This is a genomic window from Erwinia sp. 1181_3, assembly GCF_052824965.1.
Genome location: NZ_VTDE01000003.1, coordinates 666,195 through 692,528, shown reverse-complemented (window position 1 = coordinate 692,528; position 26,334 = coordinate 666,195). Strand labels below are relative to the sequence as shown.

Genomic DNA, 26,334 nt, shown 5'->3' with positions numbered 1-26,334 from the left:
TGAACATAACAATGCTCAGTCACTACTTTAGCAAATCTTGCGTCACATGTTACGGGATTCATTAAAATGTGTGATGTTGAGCAGCGTTCGTAAACAGAAGAACCGATTTTTACAATCCAGTCAAGCGGCGAATTACATTTTACGATAATACGCATATTTATTGAACGATTGTGGCTTTTCCCCAGGTCCTGGGATTGACGTAAACTTTTTGCTCTGATGACTTTTTACTTAGGTACGGGAGTCTCGCTGCTGTAATCGATTTTATTGTTTGTAAGTTGATGTTTTATTTAGTTATTTCTGGGTTTTTGGTCTGGCTTTCCGAAACGTTTTGGTTTCTGCTAGCACAAATTACCGAATCGCCCTCCAGCGGTCGGTAAATGCTGACTCCGTTCAGCAAGATAAACAGCTCTTTCCAGTAACGTGAAACGATGTGGAATCGACTCTAAGGCCAAATCGACACGGGATTTACTTTCTATGAGGCTGAATAATCGAAAGCGTCCAGATGAAATTTATAAGCAGGATGAACCAATCAATTTCGAGTGCTTTCTGCTTCCGACAGATCCATCGTAGAGTGAAGGTAAAGTGCGTGATTTAATGGAACCGATTCCGGTTATGTCGGAGTAACTGACAATCATGGAGAAATCCTGGTGTATTTTCATACTGATAAATTTTGGGCGGATCCTCGGGTATGAGTCGCAATAAAGTGCGCGTGATGGCGCGGATCAAATCGGGGCTATTTCGCCTGGTCCTGGTCGTAATGGGTTTATGGGTGGGTGGTATTGTCCTCTTTGCTTTTTTACCGGTGCCATTTTCTGCCGTGATGGCCGAACGGCAATTGAGCGCCTGGTTCAGTGGTGATTTTCGCTATGTGGCTCATTCTGACTGGGTGTCGATGGATAAGATTTCACCGTGGATGGCGTTGGCGGTTATTGCCTCTGAAGATCAGAAGTTCCCTACGCACTGGGGGTTTGATGTGGCCGCTATTCAGTCAGTACTGGACAGCAGTAATGAGAAAGCGGGTATGCGCGGCGCATCGACACTCTCGCAGCAAACGGCCAAAAACGTATTTCTCTGGGATGGACGGAGCTGGGTGCGTAAAGGCCTGGAGGCCGGTCTGACGGTGGGAATTGAAACAGTATGGACCAAACGCCGGATCCTCACTGTTTATCTTAACGTGGCGGAGATGGGGAAAGGGGTCTTTGGCGTAGAGGAGGCCTCTCAACGCTATTTCCATAAACCGGCCAGTCGCCTGTCTATGTCTGAAGCGGCGCTACTGGCTGCAGTGCTACCCAACCCCATTCGCTTCAGGGCTGATGCTCCGTCTGGCTATGTGCGTCAGCGCCAACAGTGGATTATGCGCCAGATGCGCCAGCTCGGGGGGGAGAGTTTCCTGCGGGAACATAAGTTGCATTGATTCGGGCGGGAAATAGCCAACAGACCGGCTGAAACGCCGGTCTGTTCAGGGGGATGATTAGTCTTCGTCGAATCCGGCATTAAACAGATCGATCACCGCGGCCAGCGCTTCTTCTTCTTGCGCACCACTGGCTTCTACTTCGATATGACCGCCTTTAGCTGAGTCAAGCATCAGTAGCGCAATCACGCTGCTCGCTTCCGCTTCAGTACCGCTTTCATTGCGCAGCAGCACTTCAGCATCAAAACTCTGTACCAGTTCGAACAGCTTCATCGCCGGACGTGCGTGCATACCCAGCTTATTTTTAATCTCAACAGTCTGTTTTACGGTCATGATTTGCGTTTTTCCAGCGTACGGTGACGAGACTGAACGTTTTTACCGCGCGAGCGGAAATAATCTGCCAGTTGCTCGGCAATATACACGGAACGATGTTTACCGCCGGTACAGCCGATCGCCACTGTCAGATAGCTACGGTTATTGGTTTCCAGCATCGGTAACCATAACTCGAGGTAGCTGCGCGTCTGATAAATAAAATTATGCACTTCAGTATGACGATCAAGGAAGGCGGCAACGGGGCGATCAAGACCGGTCATCGGACGCAGCTTCGGATCCCAGTGTGGATTCGGCAGAAAACGGACATCAAACACATAGTCGGCATCAATGGGAATACCGTGTTTGAAACCGAAAGATTCGAATACCATGGTCAGTTCACGTTCGCGTTTCCCCAGCAGGCGGGTACGTAGCATCTCTGCCAGCTCGTGCACTGACATTTCTGAGGTGTCGATAATCAAATCGGCACGGGAACGTAGCGGTTCCAGCAGATCGCTTTCTTCATCGATGGCACTTTCCAGCGACAGATTTTTACTGGAGAGCGGATGCAGGCGACGGGTATCGCTATAGCGACGGATTAAGGTATTACGGTCAGCATCCAGGAACAGAAGCTGCGGCGAAAAACAGTCTGGCAAATTGGTGAGCGCGGTTTCAAATACCTCCGGAGATTCCGGCATGTTACGTACATCGATACTCACAGCAGCAGATATATTGCGCTCAGCCAGCGAATGAGCCAGATCAGGTAGCAAGACTACAGGCAGGTTATCCACGCAGTAAAAACCCATGTCTTCCAGCGCGCGTAATGCCACTGATTTCCCTGAGCCTGAGCGACCGCTGACGATCATCAGCACCATTTCACTTTTCCCCCAATTTAACCCGCTTTCCCTTAGACCAGAAGCTGCACCAGCGCTGCGTTTCGCTGCGTTGCTGCAACTTCATTATGTCGGGGACTGTGGCAAGAATGACTAACTCTCTTCGTGATCTTCCGTGATGATCTCGTAAAGATCTTCATCGGATTGTGCGGCGCGCAGGCGACGCAGAACGGTTTTATCTGCCAGGCGCTTGGCAACCAGAGAGAGAGTATGAAGATGTGTTTTACACTGATCTGCTGGCACCAGCAGGGCAAACAACAGGTCCACGGGCTGATTATCAATTGCATCAAACGCGATGGGCTGGTCAAGGCGAATGAAGACACCGACTGCGCGTAGCGTATCTTCTTCCAGCTTGCCGTGCGGGATGGCAATGCCATTACCGATACCGGTGCTGCCCATTCTTTCACGCGTCAGAATCGCTTCAAAAATTGTCTGATGCGGGAGGTTAAGCTGTTTCGCCGCAAGCTCGCTGATAATTTCCAGCGCCCGTTTTTTGCTCTGGCAATGTACGCCATTACGGGTACACGAGATGCTCAAGACGGAGCCCAGTTCCAGTTTCAAATCATTGTTCATCATAGTTTCACTTAACTTTTCACTTCCGCAGGCAGGACACTCTTTACCAGCGTTCAGATCAAGAGATTAACATGCCGTATTGATTAACGGCTCGTATTCCCGGAAGAATACGAGCCGATACCGCTTTCAGCATATGCCAGTAGAAGCGGGTTGCTGAAACACCATCAATGCATTGTGAGATTTAGTGTTGTTTTAGCTTATCTTTGTGTTTATTCAACTGGCGAGTCAGCTTGTCGATCAGGCCGTCAATCGCCGCGTACATATCTTTATCTTCCGAGGTGGCATGCAGCTCACCGCCATTCACATGCAATGTTGCATCGGCAATTTGCGTCACTTTCTCCACTTTTAAAACAATATAGACCTGGTTAATCCGGTCAAAGTATTGCTCCAGTTTGGCAAACTTCGCTGTCACAAACTCGCGCAGTGGCTCGGTGATTTCAACGTGCTGTCCAGTGATATTGAGCTGCATAGTGTCTTCCTTCTCTGTTCGTTCAGACCAGCTGTTTGCGCTGATTTGATGGCGGGATGGATAAAGACTCTCGGTATTTTGCCACAGTGCGCCGTGCCACCATAATTCCCTGTTCGGAAAGCATGGAGGTGAGCTTGCTGTCGCTGAGTGGTTTGACGGGATTCTCCGCCGAGATTAATTTTTTCACCAGTGCACGGATCGCCGTTGAGGACGCTTCGCCCCCCCCTTCGGTATTGACGTGACTGGAGAAAAAATACTTAAGTTCAAAAATACCACGTGGACTGTGCAGGTATTTCTGGGTGGTCACACGGGAAATGGTCGATTCATGCATTTCGACGGCACTGGCAATATCAGCCAGCACCATTGGGCGCATATACTCTTCGCCCTGTTCGAAAAAGGCCTGCTGCTGATCCACGATACAGCGTGTCACTTTCAGCAGCGTATCATTTCGGCTTTCCAGGCTTTTAATCAGCCACTTGGCTTCCTGCAAATTACTGCGGATAAACTGCGAATCACTGTCGCTGCGTGAACTTGAGCCTAGTGAAGCGTAATGCTGATTAATCTTCAGACGCGGCACACTGTCTGCATTCAACTCGACCATCCAGCGATTACTGACTTTACGCACCAGCACATCTGGAATGACATACTCGGGTTCCTGAGTATTGATCGATTGGCCTGGGCGCGGGTCAAGCGTTTGAATGACCTGCATCGCTCCCTTCAGCACGTCTTCTTTAAGGCGTGTGACGCGCATCAGGCTGCGGAAATCATGGTTGGCGAGCAGGTCGAGATGCTCACTGACAATCAGCCGTGCTTCTTTCAGCAGCGGCACATCTGCCGCAAACTGGGAGAGCTGTACCAGTAAACAGTCGCGCAGATCGCGGGCGCAGACGCCTACTGGATCAAAACGCTGTACACGTTTCAGCACTGCTTCCACTTCGTCAAGGGTCAGCTCGTCGTTACCCATACTTTCAAGCACTTCCTCGAGCGACACGGTCAGATAGCCCGTATCGTCGACAGCATCGACAATGGAGGTCGCAATCGCGCGATCGGTATCGGTAAAAGGCGTTAGCTCCACCTGCCACATCAGATAGTCCTGTAGTGTCTGGGTCGTTTCACCCTGATAAACAGGTAACTCATCGTCATGGTAATCGGTACCCGTGCCTGACGGCGTACCAGCGGTGTAGATTTCATCCCAGGTCGCATCCAGTGGAAGCTCCTCGGGCATGTCTTTCTGTTCCAGCGCTTCCCGGGTATCCAGCGCTTCTGTTTCCTGATATTCGCGGGTATCAACTTCTTCGTGAATGTCGGTCTGTTCAAGCAACGGGTTACTTTCCAGCGCCAGCTGAATTTCCTGCTGTAGTTCAAGCGTAGAGAGTTGCAGCAGGCGAATGGCCTGCTGCAGTTGTGGCGTCATGGCAAGCTGTTGACTCAGCCTGAGTTGTAAACCTTGCTTCATATTCAGAGTATTAATTCCCCAGAAAACTTACCGAATGTGAACACCTTATCAGAGTCTGAACTCTTCACCCAAATAGACACGCTTAACTTGCTCATCGGCCAGGATCGCTTCCGGGGTGCCGTGGGCGATAAGATGCCCCTGGCTGACGATATAGGCTCTCTCACACACTGCCAGCGTTTCACGTACGTTATGGTCGGTGATCAGCACGCCGAGGCCGCTGTCACGCAGGTGTTCAATAATCTTTTTAATATCAATAACGGAAATCGGGTCAACACCGGCAAACGGTTCATCCAGCAGGATGAATTTTGGATTGGCGGCCAGCGCACGGGCAATTTCTACGCGGCGGCGTTCACCGCCTGATAGCGCCTGACCGAGGCTGTCACGTAAATGTTCGATGTGAAACTCTTCCAGCAGTTCATTAGCACGATCTTCACGCTGCTCACTGGTCAGATCATCACGAATTTGCAGCACCGCCATCAGATTATCGTAAACACTCAGACGGCGGAAAATAGAGGCTTCCTGTGGCAGATAGCCAATGCCCCGACGCGCACGCGCATGCAGCGGTAAAATGCTGATGTCTTCATCGTCGATCACGATACGACCTGCATCACGCGGCACGATGCCAACCACCATGTAAAACGTGGTGGTCTTGCCTGCGCCGTTCGGGCCAAGCAGGCCCACGATTTCGCCAGACTTCACTTGCAGGCTGACATCTTCAACCACGCGGCGGCCTTTGTAAGCCTTCGCGAGGTTTTCCGCAATTAAGGTTGCCATGTTCGTTAGTTACTCTTTTTCTGACCGTTTGACGGTGTGCCTTTGTCCTGCAACTGCGATGGCACCAGTACGGTAGTGACACGTTTGCCGCTGCTGCCGAAGGCCTGCATTTTTTGCTCTTTCACCAGATAGGTGATGCGATCGCCTTTGACGTTGCTGTCGAGCTGCTCCAGATAGGCGTTGCCGGTTAACTCCACCAGGTCTTTCGCCAGTTCGTAATGCATTTTCTGGGCGTGACCCTGCACGGGTTTGCCACTGTCCTGCATCTGGTAGAAGGTCGCAGGATTGCCGTAGGCATCAACAATGGTTTTATTGCTGTCGCCACCCGGACGGGTCACCACCACTTTATCGGCCGTGATTTTAATCGTACCCTGCGTCACGATGACTTTTCCGGTAAACGTGGCAACGTTGCCTTGCATATCCAGCGCCTGATTTTCCGAGTCGACATTCACCGGTTTATCCGAATCGCCCGTTAACGCTAAAGCAGGAACGCTCACGGCGAACAGCAGGGTTGCAGTCAGTAACTTAAGGCTTTTGTTCATTTTGAATTTCATAAGATGTTTTGACCTTTTCAATCAACTCGGCAGTTTTCTTCCGTAAATTCCCACGCATCTTCATACCTGTAGAGTTAAAGCTGCTGCCATAAAGTGTTACCTGATCGTCCGAGGTCACATCCTGAGTCGTCAGGTTAATTTGCGCATTATCTGTTTTGATGCGCTCAAGCTGTGCGTCTTTCGTCAGGCTGTTAACTTCCACATGCCCGTATAGGTACAGCATGCGATCGTTAGTGAGCTTGGCTTTGTCTCCACGCACTGACCACGTTGGAACCTTGTTCTCATCGTAGGTGGTCATCACCGGGTTATCGAACCAGGTTACAGCATCCGCCGAAAAATAGGTCACCTTGTCAGAAACCAGCTTGTAGCTCAGCGCTCCGGTTGGGTTATAAACTACCGTATGTGAGTTATCACTCATATAGGTGGGTTCATTATTGTCCTGCGTTGCTGCACCGTCGTTATCATCGGTGGCAGTCAGATTCCAGCCAATCAGCACAATGGCGATCAGTGCCAGTATCAGCGTCATCCAGCGTCTTGTTTTACTCATACCGACTGCCCTTTGGCCTCATCAAACTTGCCCTGTGCAATCAGGATTAGATCGCAAATTTCCCGAACTGCACCACGACCACCCGCAATACGGGTCACGTAGTGAGCGCGGGGAAGCAAAATGGGATGAGCATCAGCAACGGTCACACTCAGGCCCACTTCAGCCATGACCGGCCAGTCAATCAGATCATCACCAATATAGGCAACCTGCTCCGCACTGAGTGACAGTGTATCCAGAAGTTCACGGAAGGCCAAAAGCTTATCCGTTTGTCCCTGGTAAAGATGCGTAATCCCCAGTGTGGCACAGCGATCTTCCAGCAGTTTGGCTTTACGGCCGGTAATAATAGCCACTTCAATCCCGGAGGTGAGCAGGCAGCGAATACCATAACCATCACGCACATTGAAGGCTTTGAGTTCTTCACCATTGTTACCCTGGTAGATCACGCCGTCTGACATGACACCATCGACATCGCAGATCAACAGTTTTATGTTCTGCGCTTGTGCCATCACCTGTTGGCTGACCGGGCCGTAACAGGTCTCAACGGTGGCTGCTGAATGACTCATTTTTGTTCACTTCCTTTGTTAAACCACACCAGCACGAAGCATGTCATGCATATGCACCACGCCCAGCAGTGTGTCGCCGTCGGCGACCATCACGGAGGTAATATTCTTATTTTGCATCAGATTCAGCGCATCCACTGCTAGGGTATTAGGCCGAACGCGGATCCCGCCCGGGGTCATCACGCTTTCGATGCCGGCATGCTGGATATCAACGCCCATATCGAAGACACGGCGCAAATCGCCATCGGTAAAGATGCCTTCGATTTTCATCAAATCGTTGCAGATTACCGTCATTCCCATATTTTTACGCGTTATTTCCAGCAGCGCATCGCGGAGTGAAGCATCACGGCTCACGTGCGGCATGTCGCTGCCCGAGTGCATGATATCATCAACACGCAGTAGCAGCTTACGCCCCAGCGCACCACCGGGATGGGAGAGCGCAAAATCTTCCGGTGTGAAGCCACGTGCTTTCAACAGGGCAACGGCCAGGGCATCTCCCATGACCAGTGTTGCCGTCGTGCTGGTCGTTGGTGCCAGGCCCAGTGGACAAGCTTCCTGTGGCACTTTAACACACAGATGCACATCCGCTGCGCGGCCCATTGCACTTTCCGGGCGGCTGGTGAGGCAGATTAATGTGACGCGTAAGCGTTTTAGCACCGGAATCAGTGCCAGAACTTCGGAAGATTCACCGGAGTTAGAGATGGCTAATACTACGTCATTGGGGCTGACCATGCCCAGATCGCCGTGACTGGCCTCAGCGGGGTGGACAAAAAACGATGGCGTACCGGTACTGGCAAAGGTAGCGGCTATTTTCTTACCGATATGCCCCGATTTCCCCATTCCCATCACCACAACTTTACCGCCACAGCGATAGATCAGGTTGCAGGCATGGGTAAAATCGTCGTTGATGTACTGATCGAGCTGCTCTAACCCTTCACGTTCAATCCGCAATACTTCTTTCCCGGCCTGTTGAAAGTCAAAGTCGGGATCGGCAGTGATATGCGCCATAGTAGTCCAGTCCTTTTACCAGAAAGTCACAGAGGGGAAGCCATAGAGCATTCCCACCCAGACGATAAATCCGCACAGCAACAATGCACCAGCCAGCCGACCAATGCGACGACTGCGTTGCAAACAGATTAATGTAAACAGCGCACTGACACCCAGCATCACCCAATAATCACGGGCGAAGATAGCGGTGTCGAGCGTGCCGGGATGAATCAGTGCCGGGATGCCCAGCACAATCGCGATATTATAGATGTTTGAACCAATCAGGTTTCCGACGGCGATATCATCTTCGCCTTTTAGTGCTCCGGCAATAACCGTAGCCAGTTCCGGCAGGCTGGTGCCTACTGAAATGATGGTCAGGCCAATCACCAGTTCACTCACGCCAAAATAATCAGCAATGACCGTCGCATTATCGATCACCATACGCGTAGACATGGGTAGCAGGATCAGCGCAACGGCCAGCCACAGGAAAGCAACGGTATTGCCCGCCTCATCGCGTGGCAGTTCGGCCAGCTGTTCCCGGGTCAGAGAGTCATTACCGTCGCGTTCAGCACGGCGTGCGATTTTAATGATGAACAACAGATAGATGGCTGCGATAGCGATCAGCGCCAGACCATCATTCCGGCTCAGTTCGTTATCGAACAACGTCACACCGCACAGCAGGGTGACCAGCAGCATCAGTGGGAGCTCACGCCGGATCAGGTTTGAATGAACGGTGAGCGGGTGTAGCAGCGCTGCGCCTCCCAATATCAGCAAAATATTGGTAATATTCGAGCCCATCGCTGTTCCTACGGCAATATCCATCTGCCCATGTGTAGCAGCAGAGAACGAGACAATCAGCTCGGGCAGTGAGGTGCCGATGCCCACCACGGTCATTCCGATAATTAACGGGGGAATACCAAAGGATCTGCACAAGATAGCGGCGCTAAACACCAGACGATCGGCTCCATAAACCAGTAAGACTAAACCGATAATCAGTAGTGCTGTAGCGACGAGCATGAAGTGTCCTTGTGGTCAGGTCTTATCGTCGAGGGCAGGTGGCGACAACGAAGTAAGGCATGGAAAATTTAATGGCAGTGATTTTGACGGTCTCAAAGCAAAAAGTAAAACTTATGCCAACTTTAGCTACGTCACAGAGGTAAGATTCTGTAAAAATGCCCGGCCCGGAGGGTAATACGTTACTATCGGGGGTAAATTAATCGCCTAAAAATAAAGATAGAGGTAACTATGAGCCAGGCGGAGACGAATCTGGTGGATGTCCGGGGTGTGAGTTTCTCCCGTGGCAACCGTCCGATTTTCGATAACATCTCGCTTACGGTGCCCAAAGGGAAAGTCACCGCCATTATGGGGCCATCCGGGATCGGTAAAACTACGTTGTTACGACTGATAGGTGGGCAGATCCCGCCTGACAGCGGTGAAATCTGGTTCAATGGTGAGAACATTCCCGCGCTGTCGCGTTCGCGTCTTTACGAAGCGCGTAAGAAGATGAGTATGCTGTTTCAGTCAGGTGCGCTGTTTACCGATCTCAGCGTCTTTGACAACGTTGCATGGCCGCTGCGTGAACATTCCCGTCTCCCAGAGCCCTTGCTGAACAGTACGGTGATGATGAAACTGGAAGCCGTGGGATTACGCGGTGCCGCCAATCTGAAACCCTCTGAACTGTCTGGCGGAATGGCGCGGCGTGCCGCTCTGGCCCGTGCGATTGCACTTGAACCCGATTTGATTATGTTCGACGAACCGTTTGTCGGGCAGGATCCGATTACCATGGGCGTGCTGGTGAAGTTAATCGATGAGCTTAATCACGCTTTGGGTGTTACCTGTATCGTGGTTTCTCACGATGTCCCGGAAGTGCTGAGCATTGCCGATTATGCGTATATTATCGCCGATCAAAAAGTGATTGCACAGGGGACAGCCCCACAGTTACGTGAAAATGATGATGCCCGCGTGCGTCAGTTTATTGATGGTATTGCTGACGGGCCCGTGCCGTTCCGTTTCCCGGCAGGGGATTATCTGCAAGATTTAGTCGGCTCAGGGAGGGTGACAGACTGATGTTTCTAAGAGCACTGGCGTCACTCGGGCGAACGGGCATTAATACCTGCGCCTCTTTTGGCCGTGCAGGGTTGATGTTATTCCATGCATTGTTTGGCATTCCTCGCTTTCGTAAACATGCGCCACTGTTGATAAAACAGTTGTATAGCGTTGGCGTGATGTCGTTATTAATTATCGTGGTTTCCGGGCTGTTTATCGGCATGGTATTGGGCCTGCAGGGTTATCTGGTGCTGAAGACATACAGTGCCGAAACGGGCCTGGGCATGATGGTCGCACTGTCGCTGCTACGCGAACTGGGCCCGGTTGTCACCGCGTTACTGTTCGCCGGGCGTGCCGGTTCAGCTCTGACGGCAGAAATTGGCCTGATGAAAGCCACTGAGCAGCTTTCCAGTATGGAAATGATGGCGGTTGATCCCCTACGACGCATTATCTCTCCGCGTTTCTGGGCGGGTGTGATCAGTATGCCGTTGCTGACCCTGATTTTCGTCGCGGTGGGTATTCTTGGCGGCGGGCTGGTGGGTGTCAGCTGGAAAGGTATCGATCCTGGATTCTTCTGGTCAGCCATGCAGAATGCGGTCGACCTGCGCACGGATCTTATCAACTGCGTAATCAAGAGCGCCGTTTTTGCGGTGACGGTCACCTGGATTGCGCTGTTTAACGGCTATGACGCCATCCCGACTTCTGAAGGGATCAGTCGGGCAACGACGCGTACCGTAGTACATGCTTCACTGGCAGTGCTCGGTCTGGATTTTGTGCTTACAGCACTGATGTTTGGGAACTGATTCAATGCAAACGAAAAAAAGCGAGATTTGGGTAGGTGCCTTTTTACTGCTGGCGCTGTGCGCGATTATTTTTCTCTGTCTGCGCGTTGCCGACCTGAAGTCACTGGGCAATGAACCGACCTGGAAGCTGTATGCTACTTTTGACAATATTGGCGGTCTGAAAGCAGGGTCGCCGGTGAAAGTCGGTGGCGTCGTCATTGGCCGGGTTGAAGACATTACCCTTGACCCGAAAAATTACTCACCGAAGGTCACGATGGATATTGAAGATAAATATAACAATATCCCTGACACCAGTTCTCTGGCTGTGCGCACCTCCGGTCTGCTGGGTGAGCAATATCTGGCCCTGAATATTGGGTTTGATGACCCGGAAATGGGAACTGCTACGCTTAAAGACGGCAGCACGTTGCAGGACACCAAATCTGCAATGGTGCTGGAAGATCTGATTGGACAGTTCCTGTACAAAAGCGGCAACGGTGACGATAAAAACCAAAATTCATCTGCGTCGGGTGACGAGCCGGCCTCAGTGCCCGCCCCGGCGACGACAACTCCAGAAGAGGGCAAGTAATGTTTAAACGTTTACTGATGGTGGCGATGCTGGTGATCGCACCAGTGGCAGCCAATGCCGCAGCGGATCAGACCGATCCTTATAAATTAATGAACGAAGCAGCCGCGAAAACGTTTACCCGGTTGAAGAGTGAACAACCGAAAATTAAGCAGGATCCTAACTACCTGCGTCAGATCGTGCGTGAAGAACTGTTGCCGTATGTGCAGATCAAATACGCCGGGGCGCTGGTACTCGGTCGTTACTACAAAGAGGCTACGCCAGCACAGCGTGATGCCTATTTCAAAGCCTTTGGTGATTATCTTGCGCAGGCCTATGGCCAGGCGCTGGCGATGTACAACGGGCAAACATACCAGATTGCTCCGCCTCAGCCGTTGGGGGATGCCAATATTATTGCTATCCGTGTCACCATCATTGACCCGAATGGCCGCCCGCCGGTACGACTGGACTTCCAGTGGCGTAAAAACAGCGTCACGAATCACTGGCAGGCTTATGACATGATTGCGGAAGGTGTCAGCATGATCACGACCAAGCAGAACGAATGGAGTGACACCCTACGTACGAAAGGTATCGACGGCCTGACGGCGCTGTTGAAGTCCTACTCGCAGCAGCCGATTTCATTGAATAAGCAGTCGTAATGAGCGAACAACTGCGTTGGGAGGTAGAGACGGACCATCTGCGTCTCTTCGGGGAGTTGGAACGTGAAACGCTGTTGCCGCTTTGGCAGCAGCGGGAAGCGGTGATGCAGTGGGTCGAAACGATCGATGTTTCCGGGCTGGATCGCGTCGATTCCGGTGGGCTGGCATTGCTGGTCCATCTCCGACAGATCGCGATACAGCGTGGAAGAGTACCGCAGTTTATCGGCATCACCGATAAACTCAGTTCGCTGATCACGCTCTATAACCTGCAGAAAATTATTGTCGGCAGCGACTAAGCCGCCAGAATCGATGCGCCGCGTAACGACAGCGGAACACCTTGAGTTTGCTCATTTTTACTTCAGGAACTGGTGCGCCGGTTCCTCTTTCATCCTGCCTCCGTATTGTTATCCATTCTCATTTAGTCTTTTACTGCTGCTCCTGGCATTTTTTGCTTGTTTAAGAGTGGGGCGGATTCCACTAAGATGTGTGCCTGTTTATTATCAAGTGAATTTGAAAGCATCATGGAAAATAATGAAATTCAGTCCGTGCTGATGGGCGCGTTACCGCTGCAGGAAGTCCACGTTACTGGTGATGGCAGCCATTTCCAGGTGATTGCCGTTGGTGAACTGTTTGGCGAGCTGAGCCGTGTGAAGAAGCAACAGACGGTCTATGCACCCCTGATGGCTTACATCGCGGATAACCGTATTCATGCGGTTTCCATCAAGACTTATACCCCTGAAGAGTGGGCGCGTGACCGTAAACTAAACGGTTTTTAAGCTGTGCAGCGTTCGCCACGTTTGGCGTGGTGAGAGTCTGAACAGCAGATTTTTTGACTGACAACAGAGAGCAGTTGCAATGGATAAATTTCGTGTACAGGGTCCGACCCGCCTGAGTGGTGAAGTCACAATTTCCGGGGCTAAAAATGCCGCATTACCGATCCTGTTCGCAGCTTTGCTGGCTGAAGAGCCGGTAGAGATTCAGAATGTCCCGAAACTGAAGGACATCGATACCACCATGAAACTGCTCAGTCAGTTGGGTGTAAAGGCTGAACGTAATGGTTCCGTGCATCTTGATGCCAGTGACGTCAATATTTTCTGTGCGCCTTACGACCTGGTGAAGACCATGCGTGCTTCTATCTGGGCGTTGGGGCCGCTGGTAGCGCGTTTTGGCCAGGGTCAGGTATCCCTGCCTGGCGGTTGCGCCATCGGTGCCCGTCCTGTTGACCTGCATATCACGGGTCTGGAGCAACTTGGCGCAGAGATCAAGCTGGAAGAAGGTTATGTGAAGGCCTCGGTTAATGGTCGCTTGAAGGGCGCACACATTGTGATGGATAAGGTCAGCGTAGGCGCTACCGTCACCATCATGAGTGCTGCAACGCTGGCAACCGGAACAACGGTTATTGAAAATGCTGCGCGTGAGCCAGAAATTGTGGATACCGCAAACTTCCTGAATACGCTGGGTGCGAAAATCACTGGTGCTGGCAGCGACCGTATTACTATCGAAGGCGTAGAACGTCTGGGTGGTGGGGTCTATCGCGTGTTGCCTGACCGTATCGAGACCGGAACATTCCTGGTGGCGGCGGCGATCTCTGGCGGTAAAGTGGTCTGTCGTGCGGCTCAGCCCGATACTCTGGATGCTGTGCTGGCTAAACTGCGTGAAGCCGGTGCGGATATTGAAGTGGGCAGCGACTGGATCAGCCTGGATATGCACGGTAAGCGGCCAAAAGCGGTAAACCTGCGCACGGCACCACACCCAGGTTTCCCGACTGATATGCAGGCCCAGTTCAGCCTGTTGAATCTGGTGGCAGAAGGTACGGGCGTGATCACCGAGACCATTTTTGAGAACCGATTCATGCATGTGCCGGAGCTGGTTCGTATGGGCGCACACGGTGAAATTGAGAGCAATACGCTGATTTGCCATGGCGTGGAGAAGCTGTCGGGTGCTCAGGTGATGGCGACCGATCTGCGTGCTTCAGCCAGTCTGGTTCTGGCAGGCTGTATTGCGGAAGGTACGACTCTGGTGGATCGTATCTACCACATCGACCGCGGTTATGAGCACATTGAAGATAAGCTGATGGCGCTTGGCGCAAATATTCAGCGCATCAGCGGCGAAGAGTGATTTTCCCGCAATAAAAAAGGGTCGGTATTCAATACCGGCCCTTTTTTTTAACTGCGGATCAGTTTCTTACGGTCGATAAGTTGATGTGTTTTAGGATCGTAGTAGCGGCTGGGCCAGATTTCTGCCGGATGCACATTCAGGGCATCGGCGATCAGCCACTCTCCTTTAGGCCAGGGTCGACTCAACGTATTGGCTAACGTCGATGAACTTAAGCCTGCCAGTCTGGATTGGGCGGCGAGGGTGGTTCCTTTTTTGCGCAGTCCGGCAATGATGTCTGCTGGGTGCCAGTCTTGCTGAGAGTGTTTCATGTGCTTATCCTCCATGGGCACTTTTGGAAAACAGGGCGCGGATTGTTGTCATCAATTGCACTCTGCTGTAGGTATTATTCCGATAAAGCAACTTGTTATATTTCACAATAACAGGCTGTTTATAGCAAATAACTTCCATTAAATTCCAATAAATTTCAGGCATAACTGTTTTTTTGCGTAACGTTACGCAAAATTAGAAGTGACGTGCCGGGGGCATGGGGGAGTGCGCGTGAAAAAAGTGTATCTGAAGGGCGGACAAAAAAACAGAAAGCACGAAGTGGTGTGCTTTCTGTTTAATTTATGGCATTAGAATTCGCGCTGAACTGACATGTGCGCAAGGGCTTCCAGCGCACTCCGCCATGGCGACTCAGGCAGGGCTTTCAGAGCCGTAATGGCTTTATCGGCTTCTTGTTCCGCAGCATTGCGCGTCCATTCCAGTGAGCCACACTGGTGCATTGCTTCCAGAACAGGTTCCAGTAAATGGCGTCCGTTACCTTCTTCAATCGCAGTACGAATCATGCTGGCTTGCTGCGGTGTTCCGTTACGCATGGCATGCAATAACGGCAGTGTCGGTTTACCTTCACTCAGGTCATCACCCACGTTTTTACCCAGCGTTTTGCCATCGGCACTGTAATCCAGCAGATCATCAATGAGCTGGAATGCGGTGCCGATGTAGCGGCCGTAATCCTGCAAAGCCTGCTCTTGTACCGCGTTGGCACCTGCCAGAATGGCCGAGGACTGTGCTGCTGCTTCGAACAGGCGTGCGGTTTTGCTGTAAATGACGCGCATGTAGCTTTCTTCGGTGATGTCCGGGTCATTACAGTTCATCAACTGTAAGACTTCGCCTTCCGCAATCACATTGACCGCTTCAGACATCAGGGCCAGAACCCTCAGCGAGCCGAGGCTGGTCATCATCTGGAACGAGCGAGTGTAGATAAAATCACCGACCAGCACGCTGGCAGCATTGCCAAACGCGGCGTTCGCGGTGGCTTTACCTCTGCGCATATCTGATTCATCCACGACGTCATCGTGTAGCAGCGTGGCGGTATGAATGAATTCGATCAACGCCGCGACGGTAATGTGTTGTTTACCTTCGTAATTATTGATGGCGCGTGCTGCAAGCACAGCGATCATCGGACGGATACGCTTACCTCCGCCACTGATAATGTAATAGCCCAGCTGATTGATGAGGGATACATCCGAGTTCAGCTGGTCGAGTATTGTCGCATTGACGTCCGCCATATCTTGCGCGGTGAGTTCATTTATCTGTTCTAAGTTCATCAGTCTGTTCAGCTATCGCTCAGTTCGCTGCTATGATAAGCGCCTTTACCGTGCCAGTGGCATGAAATGTATGACAGATTGTACTTGAAAAACGCGGCGGTGAAACGTCCCCATTCACGTTGCGTTTTTTTTCTGCAATAGAGCGAAACAGGCTATTGTCTTTACCTGCGAAGTTGCGTAGAATTCGCGCCCTATTGTGAATATTTATAGCGCAGCCTGAAATCAAAGAAGGCAAGCGCGAAAGCGGAGTTTATATGTACGCGGTTTTCCAAAGTGGTGGTAAACAACACCGAGTAAGCGAAGGTCAAACCATTCGCCTGGAAAAGCTGGACATCGCAACCGGCGAAGTCGTTGAATTCGACCAGGTTCTGATGATTGCTAACGGCGAAGACGTTAAAATCGGCGCACCTTTAGTTTCAGGTGGCGTGATCAAGGCTGAAATCGTAGCTCACGGTCGTGGCGACAAGATCAAGATTGTTAAGTTCCGTCGTCGTAAGCATTACCGTAAGCAGCAGGGTCACCGTCAGTGGTTCACTGATGTGAAGATCACTGGCATCAGCGCATAACAGGAGACCTGACAAATGGCACATAAGAAAGCTGGTGGTTCGACCCGTAACGGTCGTGACTCCAATGCAAAACGTCTGGGCGTAAAACGTTTCGGCGGCGAATCTGTACTGGCTGGTAGCATCATCGTTCGTCAGCGTGGCACCAAATTCCACGCGGGCACCAACGTAGGCTGCGGTCGTGACCACACCCTGTTTGCTACTGCAAACGGCAAGGTCCAATTCGAAGTTAAAGGCCCGAACAACCGTAAATACATCAGCATTGTTGCTGAGTAATTAGGTTTTCGTGCCGCGGAACGGCTGTTAAGCCGTTCACTGCTGCGAAAATAAAAGCCCCGCACTAGACTGCGGGGCTTTTTACATTCTGCCAGGGAACACTGATGTCAGTCATCAAACAACAGGCTGGAATGGGTATTGCGCTTGCGCTGGTTACCGCTATGAGCTGGGGTTCGTTACCCATTGCGATGAAAGTGGTGCTGCAGGTGATGGATCCGTTCACTGTGGTGTTCTATCGTTTTTTTCTCGCAGCGTTAGGCCTGGGCACGATTCTGGCCTTGAAACGTCAGCTGCCGCCGCGTGATTTCTTCCGGCACCCGCGTTGGCTGGTGTGGGTGATGATCGCTACCGCCGGACTGGTGGGCAATTTCATCTTGTTTGGCTCTTCGTTGCAGTATCTCAGCCCGACGGCGTCCCAGGTGATTGCCCAGTTGGCTCCTCCTGGTATGATGCTTGCCAGCGTCTTTATCCTGAAAGAAAAGATGCGCGGCAGCCAGATTATCGGTGTCTGTATGCTGCTGTGCGGGTTGGTGATGTTTTTTAATACCAGCCTGGTGGAAATCTTTACCCGTCTGACCAATTACACCTGGGGTGTGATTCTGGGCGTCAGTGCAGCACTGGTGTGGGTGGTCTATGGCGTGACGCAAAAAATTTTGTTGCGTCGACTCGGCTCGCAGCAGATCCTGTTTTTGCTGTACACTTTATGTGCAGTGACGTTATTGCCTTTTGCGCACACCGATCTGGTGTGGCAACTGGACAGATGGCAGCTTGGATGCCTGATTTTTTGTGTGCTGAATACCCTTGTGGGTTACGGCGCACTGGCGGAAGCCTACGCACGCTGGCAGGCGGCTCAGGTCAGCGCAATTGTGACGCTAACGCCACTTTTTACCCTGCTGTTTTCAGAATTTTTATCGCTTGGCTGGCCCGACTTTTTTGCCATTCCGCAACTCAATACCTTAGGGTTTGTCGGAGCAATCGTTGTGGTGTCAGGCGCCATGTTTTCCGCAATTGGTCATCGCTTATGGCCACGGCGGAGCAATCCCGTTCCGGTGCCACCTGCATCGGGCCACGGGCGTATGAGTGACGGAGAAGTAAAATGAAGTTTGTTGATGAAGCGACGATCCTGGTAGTGGCTGGCGATGGCGGTAATGGCTGCGTGAGCTTCCGTCGTGAGAAATATATCCCTCGTGGCGGTCCGGACGGTGGTGATGGTGGCGATGGCGGCGATGTGTATATGCAGGCCGACGAAAACCTGAATACCCTGATCGACTACCGCTTTGAAAAGTCCTTCCGTGCAGAACGTGGGCAGAACGGCCAGAGCCGTGACTGTACCGGTAAACGCGGTGTGGACATCGTTGTTAAAGTACCGGTTGGAACGCGCATTATTGACCAGGGAACCGGTGAAACCCTCGGTGATATGACGCATCATCAGCAGAAGATGATGGTCGCTAAAGGCGGTTGGCACGGTCTGGGCAACACCCGTTTCAAGTCATCCGTGAACCGTACCCCACGCCAGAAAACCATGGGTACGCCGGGTGAAAAGCGTGATTTACAGCTGGAGCTGATGCTGCTGGCTGACGTGGGTATGCTCGGCCTGCCTAACGCAGGTAAATCGACCTTTATTCGCGCTGTTTCTGCTGCGAAACCTAAAGTGGCGGATTATCCGTTTACCACTCTGGTGCCAAGCCTCGGTGTTGTTCGTATGGACAGCGAGCAGAGCTTTGTTATTGCCGATATCCCGGGTCTGATCGAAGGGGCTTCGGATGGTGCAGGTCTGGGTATTCGCTTCCTTAAACACCTTGAGCGTTGCCGTGTACTGTTACACACCATCGATCTGGCACCGATTGACGAAAGCGATCCGATTGAAAACGCTCGCATCATCCTGGCTGAGCTGGAGAAATACAGCGATAAGCTGTTCCAGAAGCCACGCTGGCTGGTGTTCAACAAAGTGGACCTTCTGGATGAAGAAGAAGCCGCATCGCGTGCTAAAGCCATTGCAGACACTCTGGGATGGACAGAGAAATACTATCTGATCTCTGCGGCAAACCGCTCAGGCGTTAACGCACTGTGCTGGGACCTGATGTCCTTCATCATCGCTAACCCGAAAGAAGCTGAACTGGAAGCTAAACAGCCAGAGAAAGTGGAATTCATGTGGGATGACTATCATCGTCAGCAACTGGAAGAAACCCAGCCAGAAGTTGAAGAAGAAGACGATGACTGGGATGACGATTGGGACGAAGACGACGAAGAAGGTGTCGAAACCGTCTATCAGCGTTAATCTTCGCTAAAAAAATAGGGTGCCACTGGCGCCCTATTTTTTTGTGCTTAATCGCGGCGGTTCTGATGTGGTACCGCGCCTCTGCGCTTTAGCCGATAATGGCGGTTGTCAGTCGTGCAATACAGCACAGCTGATCCTGTGCATTCACAATCTCAATCTGCCAGACCTGGTTCATACTGCCGCTGTGAAGCGCCCTGCAGATGCCGCGTACGGTTCCGCTATAGACCGCACGCAGATGGCTGGCGCTGACTTCAATACCTACCACATTCTGACCTGGCTGCGAACAGAGCCAACCTGCCATTGACCCCAGCGATTCCGCCAACGCCACTGATGCGCCACCGTGCAGCAGCCCAAACGGCTGCTGTGTGCGAGCATCCATGGGCATAGTGGCTTCCAGCCAGTCAGGCTCCAGTCGGGTAAAGACCATACCCAGCCCGGCAATTAGCGTACCTTCTGCCATCTGATTTAGCTCAGTCAGGCTACTTTGTCGTTTCCACATATCAGGCACCCAGAGTGGCTCCGCCATCGACAACAATATCCTGCATCACGATATGGCTGGCGCTGTCGGAGGCGAGGAACAATACCGTGTTGGCGATTTCCTGAGGTTGGGCAATTTTCTGCAACGGAATACCCAGTTTGTACTGATCGGGGTAGCCGGCGATCATCTGCTGTTCGTCTTCCGGTTTATGCCACAGGCTCCGTTGCATCGCGGTGTCTGTGGAACCGGGTGAAACGATATTGCAGCGGACACCAAAGGGAGCCATTTCCAGCCCGACAGTAAGGCACAGGCTACGCAGGGCTGCTTTAGAAGCACCATAAGCTGACATACCGATACGCGGCGCGTGTGCCGCATTGGAGGCAACAGTGACAATCGCGCCGGCACGTTGCTGACGGAACAGTGGCAGTGTTTGCTGGAACAGATTGAATGCCCCCCCGGCGTTGACGGCCATGCAGGCCTGCCAGTCCTCCACCGCGAGTTCTTCGGTGCTGCCAGTACGTAAAATACCGGCAGCATTCACCAGCACATCAAGGCGGGGTGTATCTGACAGCAGGCGCTGACAGACACGTTTCACCTGATCGGCATCGGAAATATCGACAATGGCGCGCTGGAAGGGGTAATCGTTTTGCGAAAACTGTTTATCAAACCCCACCACAGAGGCACCCGCAGCAACAAATGCCAGTGCAGTATGATAACCAATCCCCTGGCCCGCCCCGGTGATCCACACCTGTTTATTGCTGAAGTCAAAACGGCATGACATTACGCAGGCTCCCTCGACAGCAGTGCCCACCAGCCATCAATACTGGGATTTTTTGCCAGGGCGATGAAGTCGATATCGCTATGCACCTGGCGCCAGCGGGCTGCCAGCGCCATCATGCGCACCGAATCCAGTCCGTAATCCACCAGATTTTCGCTATCAAGGAGATCATCGCTGTCTTCATCCAGCAGGGGCAGGACCACGGCACGTAGCTGCTCTTTGCTTTGTGGCAGTGGCAGCAGGGTTTCCGTCATCACAACGCGGCCGCTGCGACCGGCTGTATAGGTCAGCGACATCATATGTTCTTCGCGGCTGAAGTCAGCCAGGGCGTCAGCCACCATAAATGGCTTGATGTTACGCATAAAGGCGTCGGTCGCGGTGGTCAGACAGCCAATGTGGGCATATACGCCACAGATAATCAGCTGGTCGCGTCCGGTTTCATTCAGGATCGATTCCAGCGGTGAGCGATGAAATGCGCTGTAACGCCATTTCACCAGCACCTGGTCATGTTCATCCGGTGCCAGTGCAGCCACGACTTTCTGCTGATCAGGGTGTTTGTTGAGGCCAGGTCCCCACATGTCGTTTAGCAGAGCACGATCTTCAGCACTTTGCTCATTGGGCTGTGCGGTGTAGAACACCGGGATCCCCTGGGATTTGCAGTACTCGCGTAACCGGGCAATATTGGCGACGACTTGTTCAATCAGCGGGCTGTCTTCACCCCAAAAATTGAGGAAATACTCCTGCATATCGTGGATCAGTAACGCGGCACGCGCCGGTTCAAAGGCCCAGGTCACTTTATTGGCTGGCAGTTCGGCTGCGGTTGGCAGCGCGTAAGAATTTAACGTTGGAATAGCCATTACTCTCTCCTGAAAATTATCCGTTCTGCTGAGCGGCCAGCTGCTGGCGCAGGCGTTTTTTGTCCACTTTTCCCACCGGGGTGAGCGGTAGCTCATCGACACATTCAATGCGATCCGGCAGCTTGAATTCCGCCACGCCCAGTTCACGCAGATGACGACGTAAGACCACCGGTTTTAGCGCACGACGCGCGACAATAAACGCACAGCTTTTCTCACCCATCAGGTTGTCTTCCATGGACACCAGCGCAGCATGGATCACGTCTTCATGGCGCAGTAGCAGATTTTCGATCTCTTCCGCTGCGATCTTTTCGCCACCCCGGTTGATCTGATCCTTCTCGCGCCCCTGAACGGTGATGTAGCCGTCTGCAGCGATGGCGATCAGATCGCCGGAGCAGTAGAAACCCTGATCATCGAAGCTGGCAGCATTGTGCTCCGGGCTATTGTAGTAACCACGGAAGGTATAAGGGCCGCGCGTCATCAGGCGGCCGGTTTCTCCCGCGGGCAGTGGCTGACCCTGCTCATCCGCGACCCAAACCTCGTCGTCGTCAGAGATCGGACGGCCCTGCGTAGTGAGAATATGCTGCTGGTCATCGTCCAGGCGGGTGTAGTTCACCAGACCTTCGGCCATGCCAAAGACCTGCTGGAGCTGGCAGCCAATTTCTTTCTGGATACGTGAAGCCAGTGATTCACTGAGCTTGGCACCACCAACTTGTAACAGTGCCAGTGATGTCAGTGCACGGTTGCTGCCCCATTCCTGAATTGCCTGTAACCACAGACTGACGGCGGGTGGCACCAGTGCCGCCACGTTAACCTGATGTTGTTCAATCAGCGGGAAGCAGAGGTTGGCACTGGGATCGTTCGCCATTACCACACAGCCACCCGCGTAAAACACGCCGAGGGAGCCTGGTGAGCTCATCGCATAGTTATGGGCGGCGGGCAGGGCATTCAGATAACGAGTCTGTGCGTTGAACTCACAGATCTCAACGCTGCCACGAATACTGTAGTAATAATCATTGTGGGTACGTGGGATCAGTTTCGGGGTTCCGGTACTGCCGCCGGAGAGCTGAAAGAAGGCCACTTCATCGGCAGCAGAGGGGCTGGCTATAAAATCGCCGGCATCTGCATCAATCAGGCCTGACAGTGAAAGCGCAACGTTGTTTTCATTGTGCAACGCCACGACCTTCAGCGCCGGGAAATCCTGCCGGAGCTGATTGAGATAATCATCGTTGCTAAACAGGCTGTGCTGGCGGTCGGCAATCAACAGCGCGGGCTGAATTTGCAGCGCGTAGGCGCTCAGTTCGTTGCGTTGATGACTGAATAGTGCGTTAACAGGGGCGACGCCAATTTTCAGCAAGGCAAAAAAGGTGACGTAGAATTCTGCAACGTTACCCAGTTGTACCAGTGCCGTGTCACCTGACTTCAGACCACGGCGTTGCAGCGAGGCTGCCAGGCGATCGGACTGCTGTGCCAGATCGTGGTAGCGATAACGGCGCGTGCCGTCAATCACGGCTACGGCGCTGCTGCCAGCGTGACGTTGCAGAATGTCCGTTAACGGCAGATCCAGCCAGTAACCTTTTGCGCGATACTGTGTGGCCAGATCGTCCGGCCAGCGAGAATAAGGGATGGTCATGACAGCACTCTTTAGTTCAGGCCAAAAGCCCGTAGCATGGTGTTGAGTTTGACGCCGGTTTCCCGCCATTCGGATTCCGGGCTGGAGGCCGGAACGATACCGGCACCGGCAAACAGACGAACGCGGTTACCGTTCACTTTGCCGCAGCGGATGGTGACGACCCATTCACCGTTGCCGTGCTCATCGCACCAGCCGACAATGCCGCCAAAGAGGCCCCGATTGAACGGTTCCAGTTCAGCAATCAGTTTCTGGGCAGTGGTATGCGGGAAGCCGCTCAGCGCAGGCGTTGGATGCAGCAGGCAGGCCAGTGACAGTGCCGTATCGGCTTTCTGGCTCACTTCACCTTCAATCGCGGTGCCCAGATGCCAGAGCGTCGAGGTGGTCAACAGCTCCGGGGTCGCTGGCAGGGCAAGGTAAGCGCTGCGGGGTTGCAGCACATCGCGCATGGCATCGGTCACCAGCTTATGCTCGTAGCGATCCTTGGTGGATGCCATCAGCAGTTGCCCGGCCTGACGATCTTTCTGTGCATCACTTTCACGACGCGCCGATCCGGCCAGTGGATGGGTGTAATAGCGGCTGTCATGCTTGCGCATCAGCAACTCCGGGCTGGCCCCCAGCAATGAACCCCCTTCCGGTAGTGCAACATGGAAGTTATAGCTTCCCGGATTCTGCGTCATCAGGCGCGTCATCAGGTTGGCAATATCGATCTTCTCAGTAGTGACGATTTCCATCAGGCGTGACAGCACCACTTTGTCCAACTGCTTCGTTGTGGTCGCGTCAACGGCCTGGGCGACCATCTGCATAAAGGCGTCCTGCTCTGGCAGAGCAGTACGGCGCATGACGTCAGGAAGCTCACTCTTTGGCGCGCCCATTTGTTGCAGATACGCCTTGCCATCGAAGTACTGGCTGGACTCAGGGATAAACAGGGAAGAAGGCTGGCTGGCATCGAAGGGGATCGCCCCGACGAGCACGGGGTGAGCAATTCCCTGGCGTTTCGCATCAAGGAATCGTTGCCGGATTTCGTGTTGAAATTCGCTCTGTAGCGCTTCGCCACCGAATGCAGGGGTGGTGACGGTGGTAAAGCAGCCCTGTGCTGCCAGACTGCGCCAGGGAGACATAAAGAAAAAACCACTGGCGGCTGCCTGTGAGGCAAACTGTAGCGTACTTTCTGACGTTAACGATTCCATTGGGCATCCTCATTTAAATGATAAACGTAGTAAGAACTATTATCATTTGCTTTCAGGTGCAGTAAACTACGTCGATTATTGTGGAGTGTCAATAAAGGTAAATTAATTTAATTATCGTAAAGACATCCTTACACGGTGGGTGCTGTACGCGAGCCGTGCTGCCATTACCTGTGAAAAGGGGGGCCAGAGGAATCCACATAAAAGGTAAGCATTGCTGATTAAATGCCCGTGGGATAACGCCCGTGGGATAACAGAGGATGTTAGGCGGGTAGCAGGAAACGTTTAGTCAAGCTGATGGGGTAACCAGCAGCTGGCTTTGAGGCCACTGCGATCGCTACGGTTCGTCAGACTGAGGTGCCCACGATGGATTTGCACAATGCGCTGGACGATATTCAGGCCAAGTCCGCTACCACCATAGCGACGATCCATTCGACGGAAGGCTTTGATGGCATCGTTTACCATACTGGCATCAATGCCGGAGCCTTCATCGTGGACACTGACCTGGCTTCCGGTTTCCTCATCTTCCACCAGCAACGTAATCGTGCTGCCCTCTGGACTGTAACGTGAGGCATTCTCCAGCAGGTTACGCAGCATCAGCCTCAGCAAGATGGCATCGCCCTGTACCGTGCGTATTGTCGTGCTGCTAACAATAAGATGCTGCTGACGCAGGGCCAGTAGTTCATCCATTTCCTGGCGTAGCGGGTCAATGACATCATGCCAGCTCAGGGTCTGATAATGGCCGCTGGCCAGTGCCTGACCGGCGCGTGACAACATCAGGAGCTGCTCAATAACATGCATCAGTTGATCGATGCGCTCAACCAGCATCGGCCCCTGTTTTACCCCTTCCTGCTCCAGCAGCTCAAGGTGTAACCGCAGACCTGCCAGCGGCGTACGCAGCTCGTGTGCAGCATCGGCGGTGAACAGCCGCTCCTGCTGCAGCGTATTATCAAGACGGCCCAGCAGCTGGTTTAACGCCCCGGTGACCGCCACAATTTCATCCATTTCTGAATGCAGCGGCAGGGGAGAGAGATTGTCAGCAGAGCGGGTAACCAGGTTTTGTTGAAGCGATCTGAGCGGGCGAATAATCCAGCTGATTGCCCAGAATGAAAGCAGCAGGGTAAAGCAGACCATCACCAGCGAAGGCAGAAGCAGAGAGGCGATGGCCTCGCGGATTTCATTTTCTACCTGATCATTACGAGCGTGTGCAGAGAGGGTCTCATTGACCAGAAAACTGATCTGTTCGCGGCTTTCATGCCACAGCCAGAGCGCGCTCATCAACTGGCAGCTCAACAGAATGAGCGTCAGCATAATCAATAAACGTCGACGCATACTGTTCATGCGCGTTCTTCCAGGCGATAGCCAACGCCACGTACGGTTTTAATCCGGTCTTTCCCCAGCTTACGCCGCAGATTATGGATATGGACTTCAAGGGTATTTGAGCCGGTATCATCTTGCCAGCTGTAGAGATCCTGCAGGAGTGTTTCCCGGTGCACCGTTTGACCAATGCGCATCAGTAGACGCGTTAACAGAGAAAACTCTTTAGGTGTCACCTCGATGGGGTGATTATCGACGGCGACCTGTTGCGAAGAGAGGTTAAGTGCGAGGTCGCCATGCTGTAACAGGTTATCGCTTCTTCCCTGATAGCGACGGATCAGCGCACGGACGCGGGCTTTCAGCTCAACCAGTGCAAAGGGTTTGATCAGATAGTCATCTGCTCCGGCATCCAGCCCGTCAACACGGTCAGATAATGCATCGCGTGCTGTCAGGATCAATACTGGCAGATCAACCTGCTCTTTGCGCCACTGCCGCAGCAGATCGGCACCATCACGATCCGGCAACCCAAGATCCAGAACAATCAGGCTGTACTGACCGCTGTTCAAATACGCAATGGCCTGCGCGGCGCTGGCCGCACAGTCCACAGCATAACCTTCACCCGTCAGGGCTAGGGTTAACCCCTGTTGCAGGAGCGTATCATCTTCAACGATCAGTATTTTCATT

Annotated in this window: 32 protein-coding genes; 12 read left to right on the top strand and 20 right to left on the bottom strand. The window is 52.6% G+C overall.

The genetic code is table 11. The features are described 5' to 3' along the window. Window positions 1-688: 688 nt before the first annotated feature. Complete coding sequence (mtgA, locus tag FY046_RS11665; RefSeq protein ID WP_133844115.1) at window positions 689-1,414, top strand: monofunctional biosynthetic peptidoglycan transglycosylase; 726 nt, start codon at window positions 689-691, stop codon at window positions 1,412-1,414. Window positions 1,415-1,471: 57 nt separating this feature from the next. Here mtgA and npr read toward each other — a convergent pair whose 3' ends face one another. From npr to FY046_RS11610, 11 genes are all read right to left on the bottom strand, one after another. After that, window positions 1,472-1,744, bottom strand: coding sequence for a PTS phosphocarrier protein NPr (npr, locus tag FY046_RS11660; RefSeq protein ID WP_133844113.1), 273 nt, complete (start codon window positions 1,742-1,744; stop codon window positions 1,472-1,474). Continuing rightward, entirely contained in the window at window positions 1,741-2,595 is an 855-nt protein-coding gene (gene rapZ, locus FY046_RS11655) for an RNase adapter RapZ (protein ID WP_133844111.1), read from the bottom strand. The genes npr and rapZ overlap by 4 nt, the downstream gene beginning before the upstream one ends. 111 nt (window positions 2,596-2,706) lie before the next feature. Beyond that, the gene (gene ptsN, locus FY046_RS11650) at window positions 2,707-3,189 is read right to left on the bottom strand and encodes a PTS IIA-like nitrogen regulatory protein PtsN (protein WP_133844109.1); all 483 of its coding nucleotides are present in this window, start codon (window positions 3,187-3,189) and stop codon (window positions 2,707-2,709) included. 178 nt (window positions 3,190-3,367) lie between these two features. After that, complete coding sequence (gene hpf, locus FY046_RS11645) at window positions 3,368-3,655, bottom strand: ribosome hibernation promoting factor (RefSeq protein ID WP_133844107.1); 288 nt, start codon at window positions 3,653-3,655, stop codon at window positions 3,368-3,370. A 22-nt stretch (window positions 3,656-3,677) separates the two neighbouring features. Further along, window positions 3,678-5,111, bottom strand: a complete 1,434-nt coding sequence (gene rpoN / locus FY046_RS11640; RefSeq protein WP_133844105.1) for an RNA polymerase factor sigma-54 — start codon at window positions 5,109-5,111, stop codon at window positions 3,678-3,680. 48 nt (window positions 5,112-5,159) lie between these two features. Beyond that, window positions 5,160-5,885: an LPS export ABC transporter ATP-binding protein gene (gene lptB / locus FY046_RS11635; RefSeq protein ID WP_133844102.1), complete on the bottom strand. Its 726-nt coding sequence runs from the start codon at window positions 5,883-5,885 to the stop codon at window positions 5,160-5,162. 5 nt (window positions 5,886-5,890) lie between these two features. After that, window positions 5,891-6,439 carry a lipopolysaccharide ABC transporter substrate-binding protein LptA gene (gene lptA, locus FY046_RS11630; RefSeq protein ID WP_133844100.1) on the bottom strand — a complete coding sequence of 183 codons (549 nt, stop codon included), beginning with the start codon at window positions 6,437-6,439 and terminating at the stop codon, window positions 5,891-5,893. Further along, entirely contained in the window at window positions 6,411-6,986 is a 576-nt protein-coding gene (gene lptC, locus FY046_RS11625) for an LPS export ABC transporter periplasmic protein LptC (RefSeq protein WP_133844098.1), read from the bottom strand. The genes lptA and lptC overlap by 29 nt, the downstream gene beginning before the upstream one ends. After that, entirely contained in the window at window positions 6,983-7,549 is a 567-nt protein-coding gene (kdsC, locus tag FY046_RS11620; RefSeq protein WP_133844096.1) for a 3-deoxy-manno-octulosonate-8-phosphatase KdsC, read from the bottom strand. Before kdsC ends, lptC begins: the two co-directional genes overlap by 4 nt. Window positions 7,550-7,567: 18 nt before the next feature. Beyond that, on the bottom strand, window positions 7,568-8,554 hold the full coding sequence (gene kdsD, locus FY046_RS11615; RefSeq protein ID WP_133844093.1) for an arabinose-5-phosphate isomerase KdsD: 987 nt from the start codon (window positions 8,552-8,554) through the stop codon (window positions 7,568-7,570). 15 nt (window positions 8,555-8,569) lie between these two features. Continuing rightward, on the bottom strand, window positions 8,570-9,550 hold the full coding sequence (locus tag FY046_RS11610; RefSeq protein WP_159337316.1) for a calcium/sodium antiporter: 981 nt from the start codon (window positions 9,548-9,550) through the stop codon (window positions 8,570-8,572). A gap of 228 nt (window positions 9,551-9,778) precedes the next feature. On the opposite strand from FY046_RS11610, the gene mlaF reads away from it, so the two are divergent. The 7 genes from mlaF (at window position 9,779) to murA (ending at window position 14,700) form a co-directional block, all read left to right on the top strand. Then, a complete protein-coding gene (mlaF, locus tag FY046_RS11605) occupies window positions 9,779-10,600 on the top strand; it encodes a phospholipid ABC transporter ATP-binding protein MlaF (RefSeq protein ID WP_133844089.1) in 822 nt (273 codons plus the stop codon). After that, window positions 10,600-11,382 (top strand): lipid asymmetry maintenance ABC transporter permease subunit MlaE, encoded by a 783-nt coding sequence (gene mlaE / locus FY046_RS11600; protein ID WP_133844087.1) that lies wholly within the window; start codon window positions 10,600-10,602, stop codon window positions 11,380-11,382. Before mlaF ends, mlaE begins: the two co-directional genes overlap by 1 nt. Before the next feature lie 4 nt (window positions 11,383-11,386). Then, window positions 11,387-11,947 (top strand): outer membrane lipid asymmetry maintenance protein MlaD, encoded by a 561-nt coding sequence (gene mlaD, locus FY046_RS11595; RefSeq protein WP_133844085.1) that lies wholly within the window; start codon window positions 11,387-11,389, stop codon window positions 11,945-11,947. Further along, window positions 11,947-12,582 carry a phospholipid-binding protein MlaC gene (mlaC, locus tag FY046_RS11590; protein WP_133844083.1) on the top strand — a complete coding sequence of 212 codons (636 nt, stop codon included), beginning with the start codon at window positions 11,947-11,949 and terminating at the stop codon, window positions 12,580-12,582. Before mlaD ends, mlaC begins: the two co-directional genes overlap by 1 nt. Then, window positions 12,582-12,878, top strand: coding sequence for a lipid asymmetry maintenance protein MlaB (gene mlaB, locus FY046_RS11585; protein ID WP_133844081.1), 297 nt, complete (start codon window positions 12,582-12,584; stop codon window positions 12,876-12,878). Before mlaC ends, mlaB begins: the two co-directional genes overlap by 1 nt. 225 nt (window positions 12,879-13,103) lie before the next feature. After that, entirely contained in the window at window positions 13,104-13,358 is a 255-nt protein-coding gene (gene ibaG / locus FY046_RS11580; RefSeq protein WP_133844079.1) for a BolA family iron metabolism protein IbaG, read from the top strand. A 79-nt stretch (window positions 13,359-13,437) separates the two neighbouring features. Continuing rightward, window positions 13,438-14,700, top strand: coding sequence for a UDP-N-acetylglucosamine 1-carboxyvinyltransferase (gene murA / locus FY046_RS11575; protein ID WP_133844077.1), 1,263 nt, complete (start codon window positions 13,438-13,440; stop codon window positions 14,698-14,700). 47 nt (window positions 14,701-14,747) lie between these two features. Here murA and FY046_RS11570 read toward each other — a convergent pair whose 3' ends face one another. Together FY046_RS11570 and ispB are read right to left on the bottom strand one after the other, a co-directional pair. Then, window positions 14,748-15,008, bottom strand: a complete 261-nt coding sequence (locus FY046_RS11570) for a helix-turn-helix domain-containing protein (RefSeq protein ID WP_133844075.1) — start codon at window positions 15,006-15,008, stop codon at window positions 14,748-14,750. 306 nt (window positions 15,009-15,314) lie between these two features. Continuing rightward, window positions 15,315-16,289 carry an octaprenyl diphosphate synthase gene (gene ispB / locus FY046_RS11565; RefSeq protein ID WP_133844073.1) on the bottom strand — a complete coding sequence of 325 codons (975 nt, stop codon included), beginning with the start codon at window positions 16,287-16,289 and terminating at the stop codon, window positions 15,315-15,317. A gap of 254 nt (window positions 16,290-16,543) precedes the next feature. Between ispB and rplU the strand changes: the two genes are divergently transcribed. From rplU to cgtA, 4 genes are all read left to right on the top strand, one after another. Continuing rightward, window positions 16,544-16,855 carry a 50S ribosomal protein L21 gene (rplU, locus tag FY046_RS11560; RefSeq protein ID WP_133844071.1) on the top strand — a complete coding sequence of 104 codons (312 nt, stop codon included), beginning with the start codon at window positions 16,544-16,546 and terminating at the stop codon, window positions 16,853-16,855. Between the two features lie 15 nt (window positions 16,856-16,870). Further along, complete coding sequence (gene rpmA / locus FY046_RS11555) at window positions 16,871-17,128, top strand: 50S ribosomal protein L27 (protein ID WP_013204035.1); 258 nt, start codon at window positions 16,871-16,873, stop codon at window positions 17,126-17,128. Between the two features lie 113 nt (window positions 17,129-17,241). After that, on the top strand, window positions 17,242-18,228 hold the full coding sequence (locus FY046_RS11550) for a DMT family transporter (protein WP_133844246.1): 987 nt from the start codon (window positions 17,242-17,244) through the stop codon (window positions 18,226-18,228). After that, entirely contained in the window at window positions 18,225-19,406 is a 1,182-nt protein-coding gene (gene cgtA, locus FY046_RS11545) for an Obg family GTPase CgtA (protein ID WP_446186057.1), read from the top strand. The genes FY046_RS11550 and cgtA overlap by 4 nt, the downstream gene beginning before the upstream one ends. Before the next feature lie 88 nt (window positions 19,407-19,494). Here the strand turns inward: cgtA and FY046_RS11540 are convergent, their stop codons facing one another. The 7 genes from FY046_RS11540 to pmrA form a co-directional block, all read right to left on the bottom strand. Continuing rightward, on the bottom strand, window positions 19,495-19,905 hold the full coding sequence (locus FY046_RS11540; protein ID WP_133844067.1) for a hotdog fold thioesterase: 411 nt from the start codon (window positions 19,903-19,905) through the stop codon (window positions 19,495-19,497). A gap of 1 nt (window position 19,906) precedes the next feature. Further along, entirely contained in the window at window positions 19,907-20,665 is a 759-nt protein-coding gene (dhbA, locus tag FY046_RS11535) for a 2,3-dihydro-2,3-dihydroxybenzoate dehydrogenase (RefSeq protein ID WP_133844065.1), read from the bottom strand. Next, window positions 20,665-21,519, bottom strand: coding sequence for an isochorismatase family protein (locus FY046_RS11530; RefSeq protein WP_133844063.1), 855 nt, complete (start codon window positions 21,517-21,519; stop codon window positions 20,665-20,667). The genes dhbA and FY046_RS11530 overlap by 1 nt, the downstream gene beginning before the upstream one ends. Window positions 21,520-21,535: 16 nt before the next feature. Then, window positions 21,536-23,149, bottom strand: coding sequence for a (2,3-dihydroxybenzoyl)adenylate synthase (locus tag FY046_RS11525; protein WP_133844061.1), 1,614 nt, complete (start codon window positions 23,147-23,149; stop codon window positions 21,536-21,538). Window positions 23,150-23,160: 11 nt separating this feature from the next. Then, window positions 23,161-24,336 carry an isochorismate synthase gene (locus FY046_RS11520; protein ID WP_431022398.1) on the bottom strand — a complete coding sequence of 392 codons (1,176 nt, stop codon included), beginning with the start codon at window positions 24,334-24,336 and terminating at the stop codon, window positions 23,161-23,163. Window positions 24,337-24,618: 282 nt separating this feature from the next. Next, window positions 24,619-25,674, bottom strand: coding sequence for a two-component system sensor histidine kinase PmrB (gene pmrB, locus FY046_RS11515; protein ID WP_133844057.1), 1,056 nt, complete (start codon window positions 25,672-25,674; stop codon window positions 24,619-24,621). Further along, the gene (gene pmrA, locus FY046_RS11510) at window positions 25,671-26,333 is read right to left on the bottom strand and encodes a two-component system response regulator PmrA (protein ID WP_133844055.1); all 663 of its coding nucleotides are present in this window, start codon (window positions 26,331-26,333) and stop codon (window positions 25,671-25,673) included. The genes pmrB and pmrA overlap by 4 nt, the downstream gene beginning before the upstream one ends. Window position 26,334: the final 1 nt, after the last annotated feature.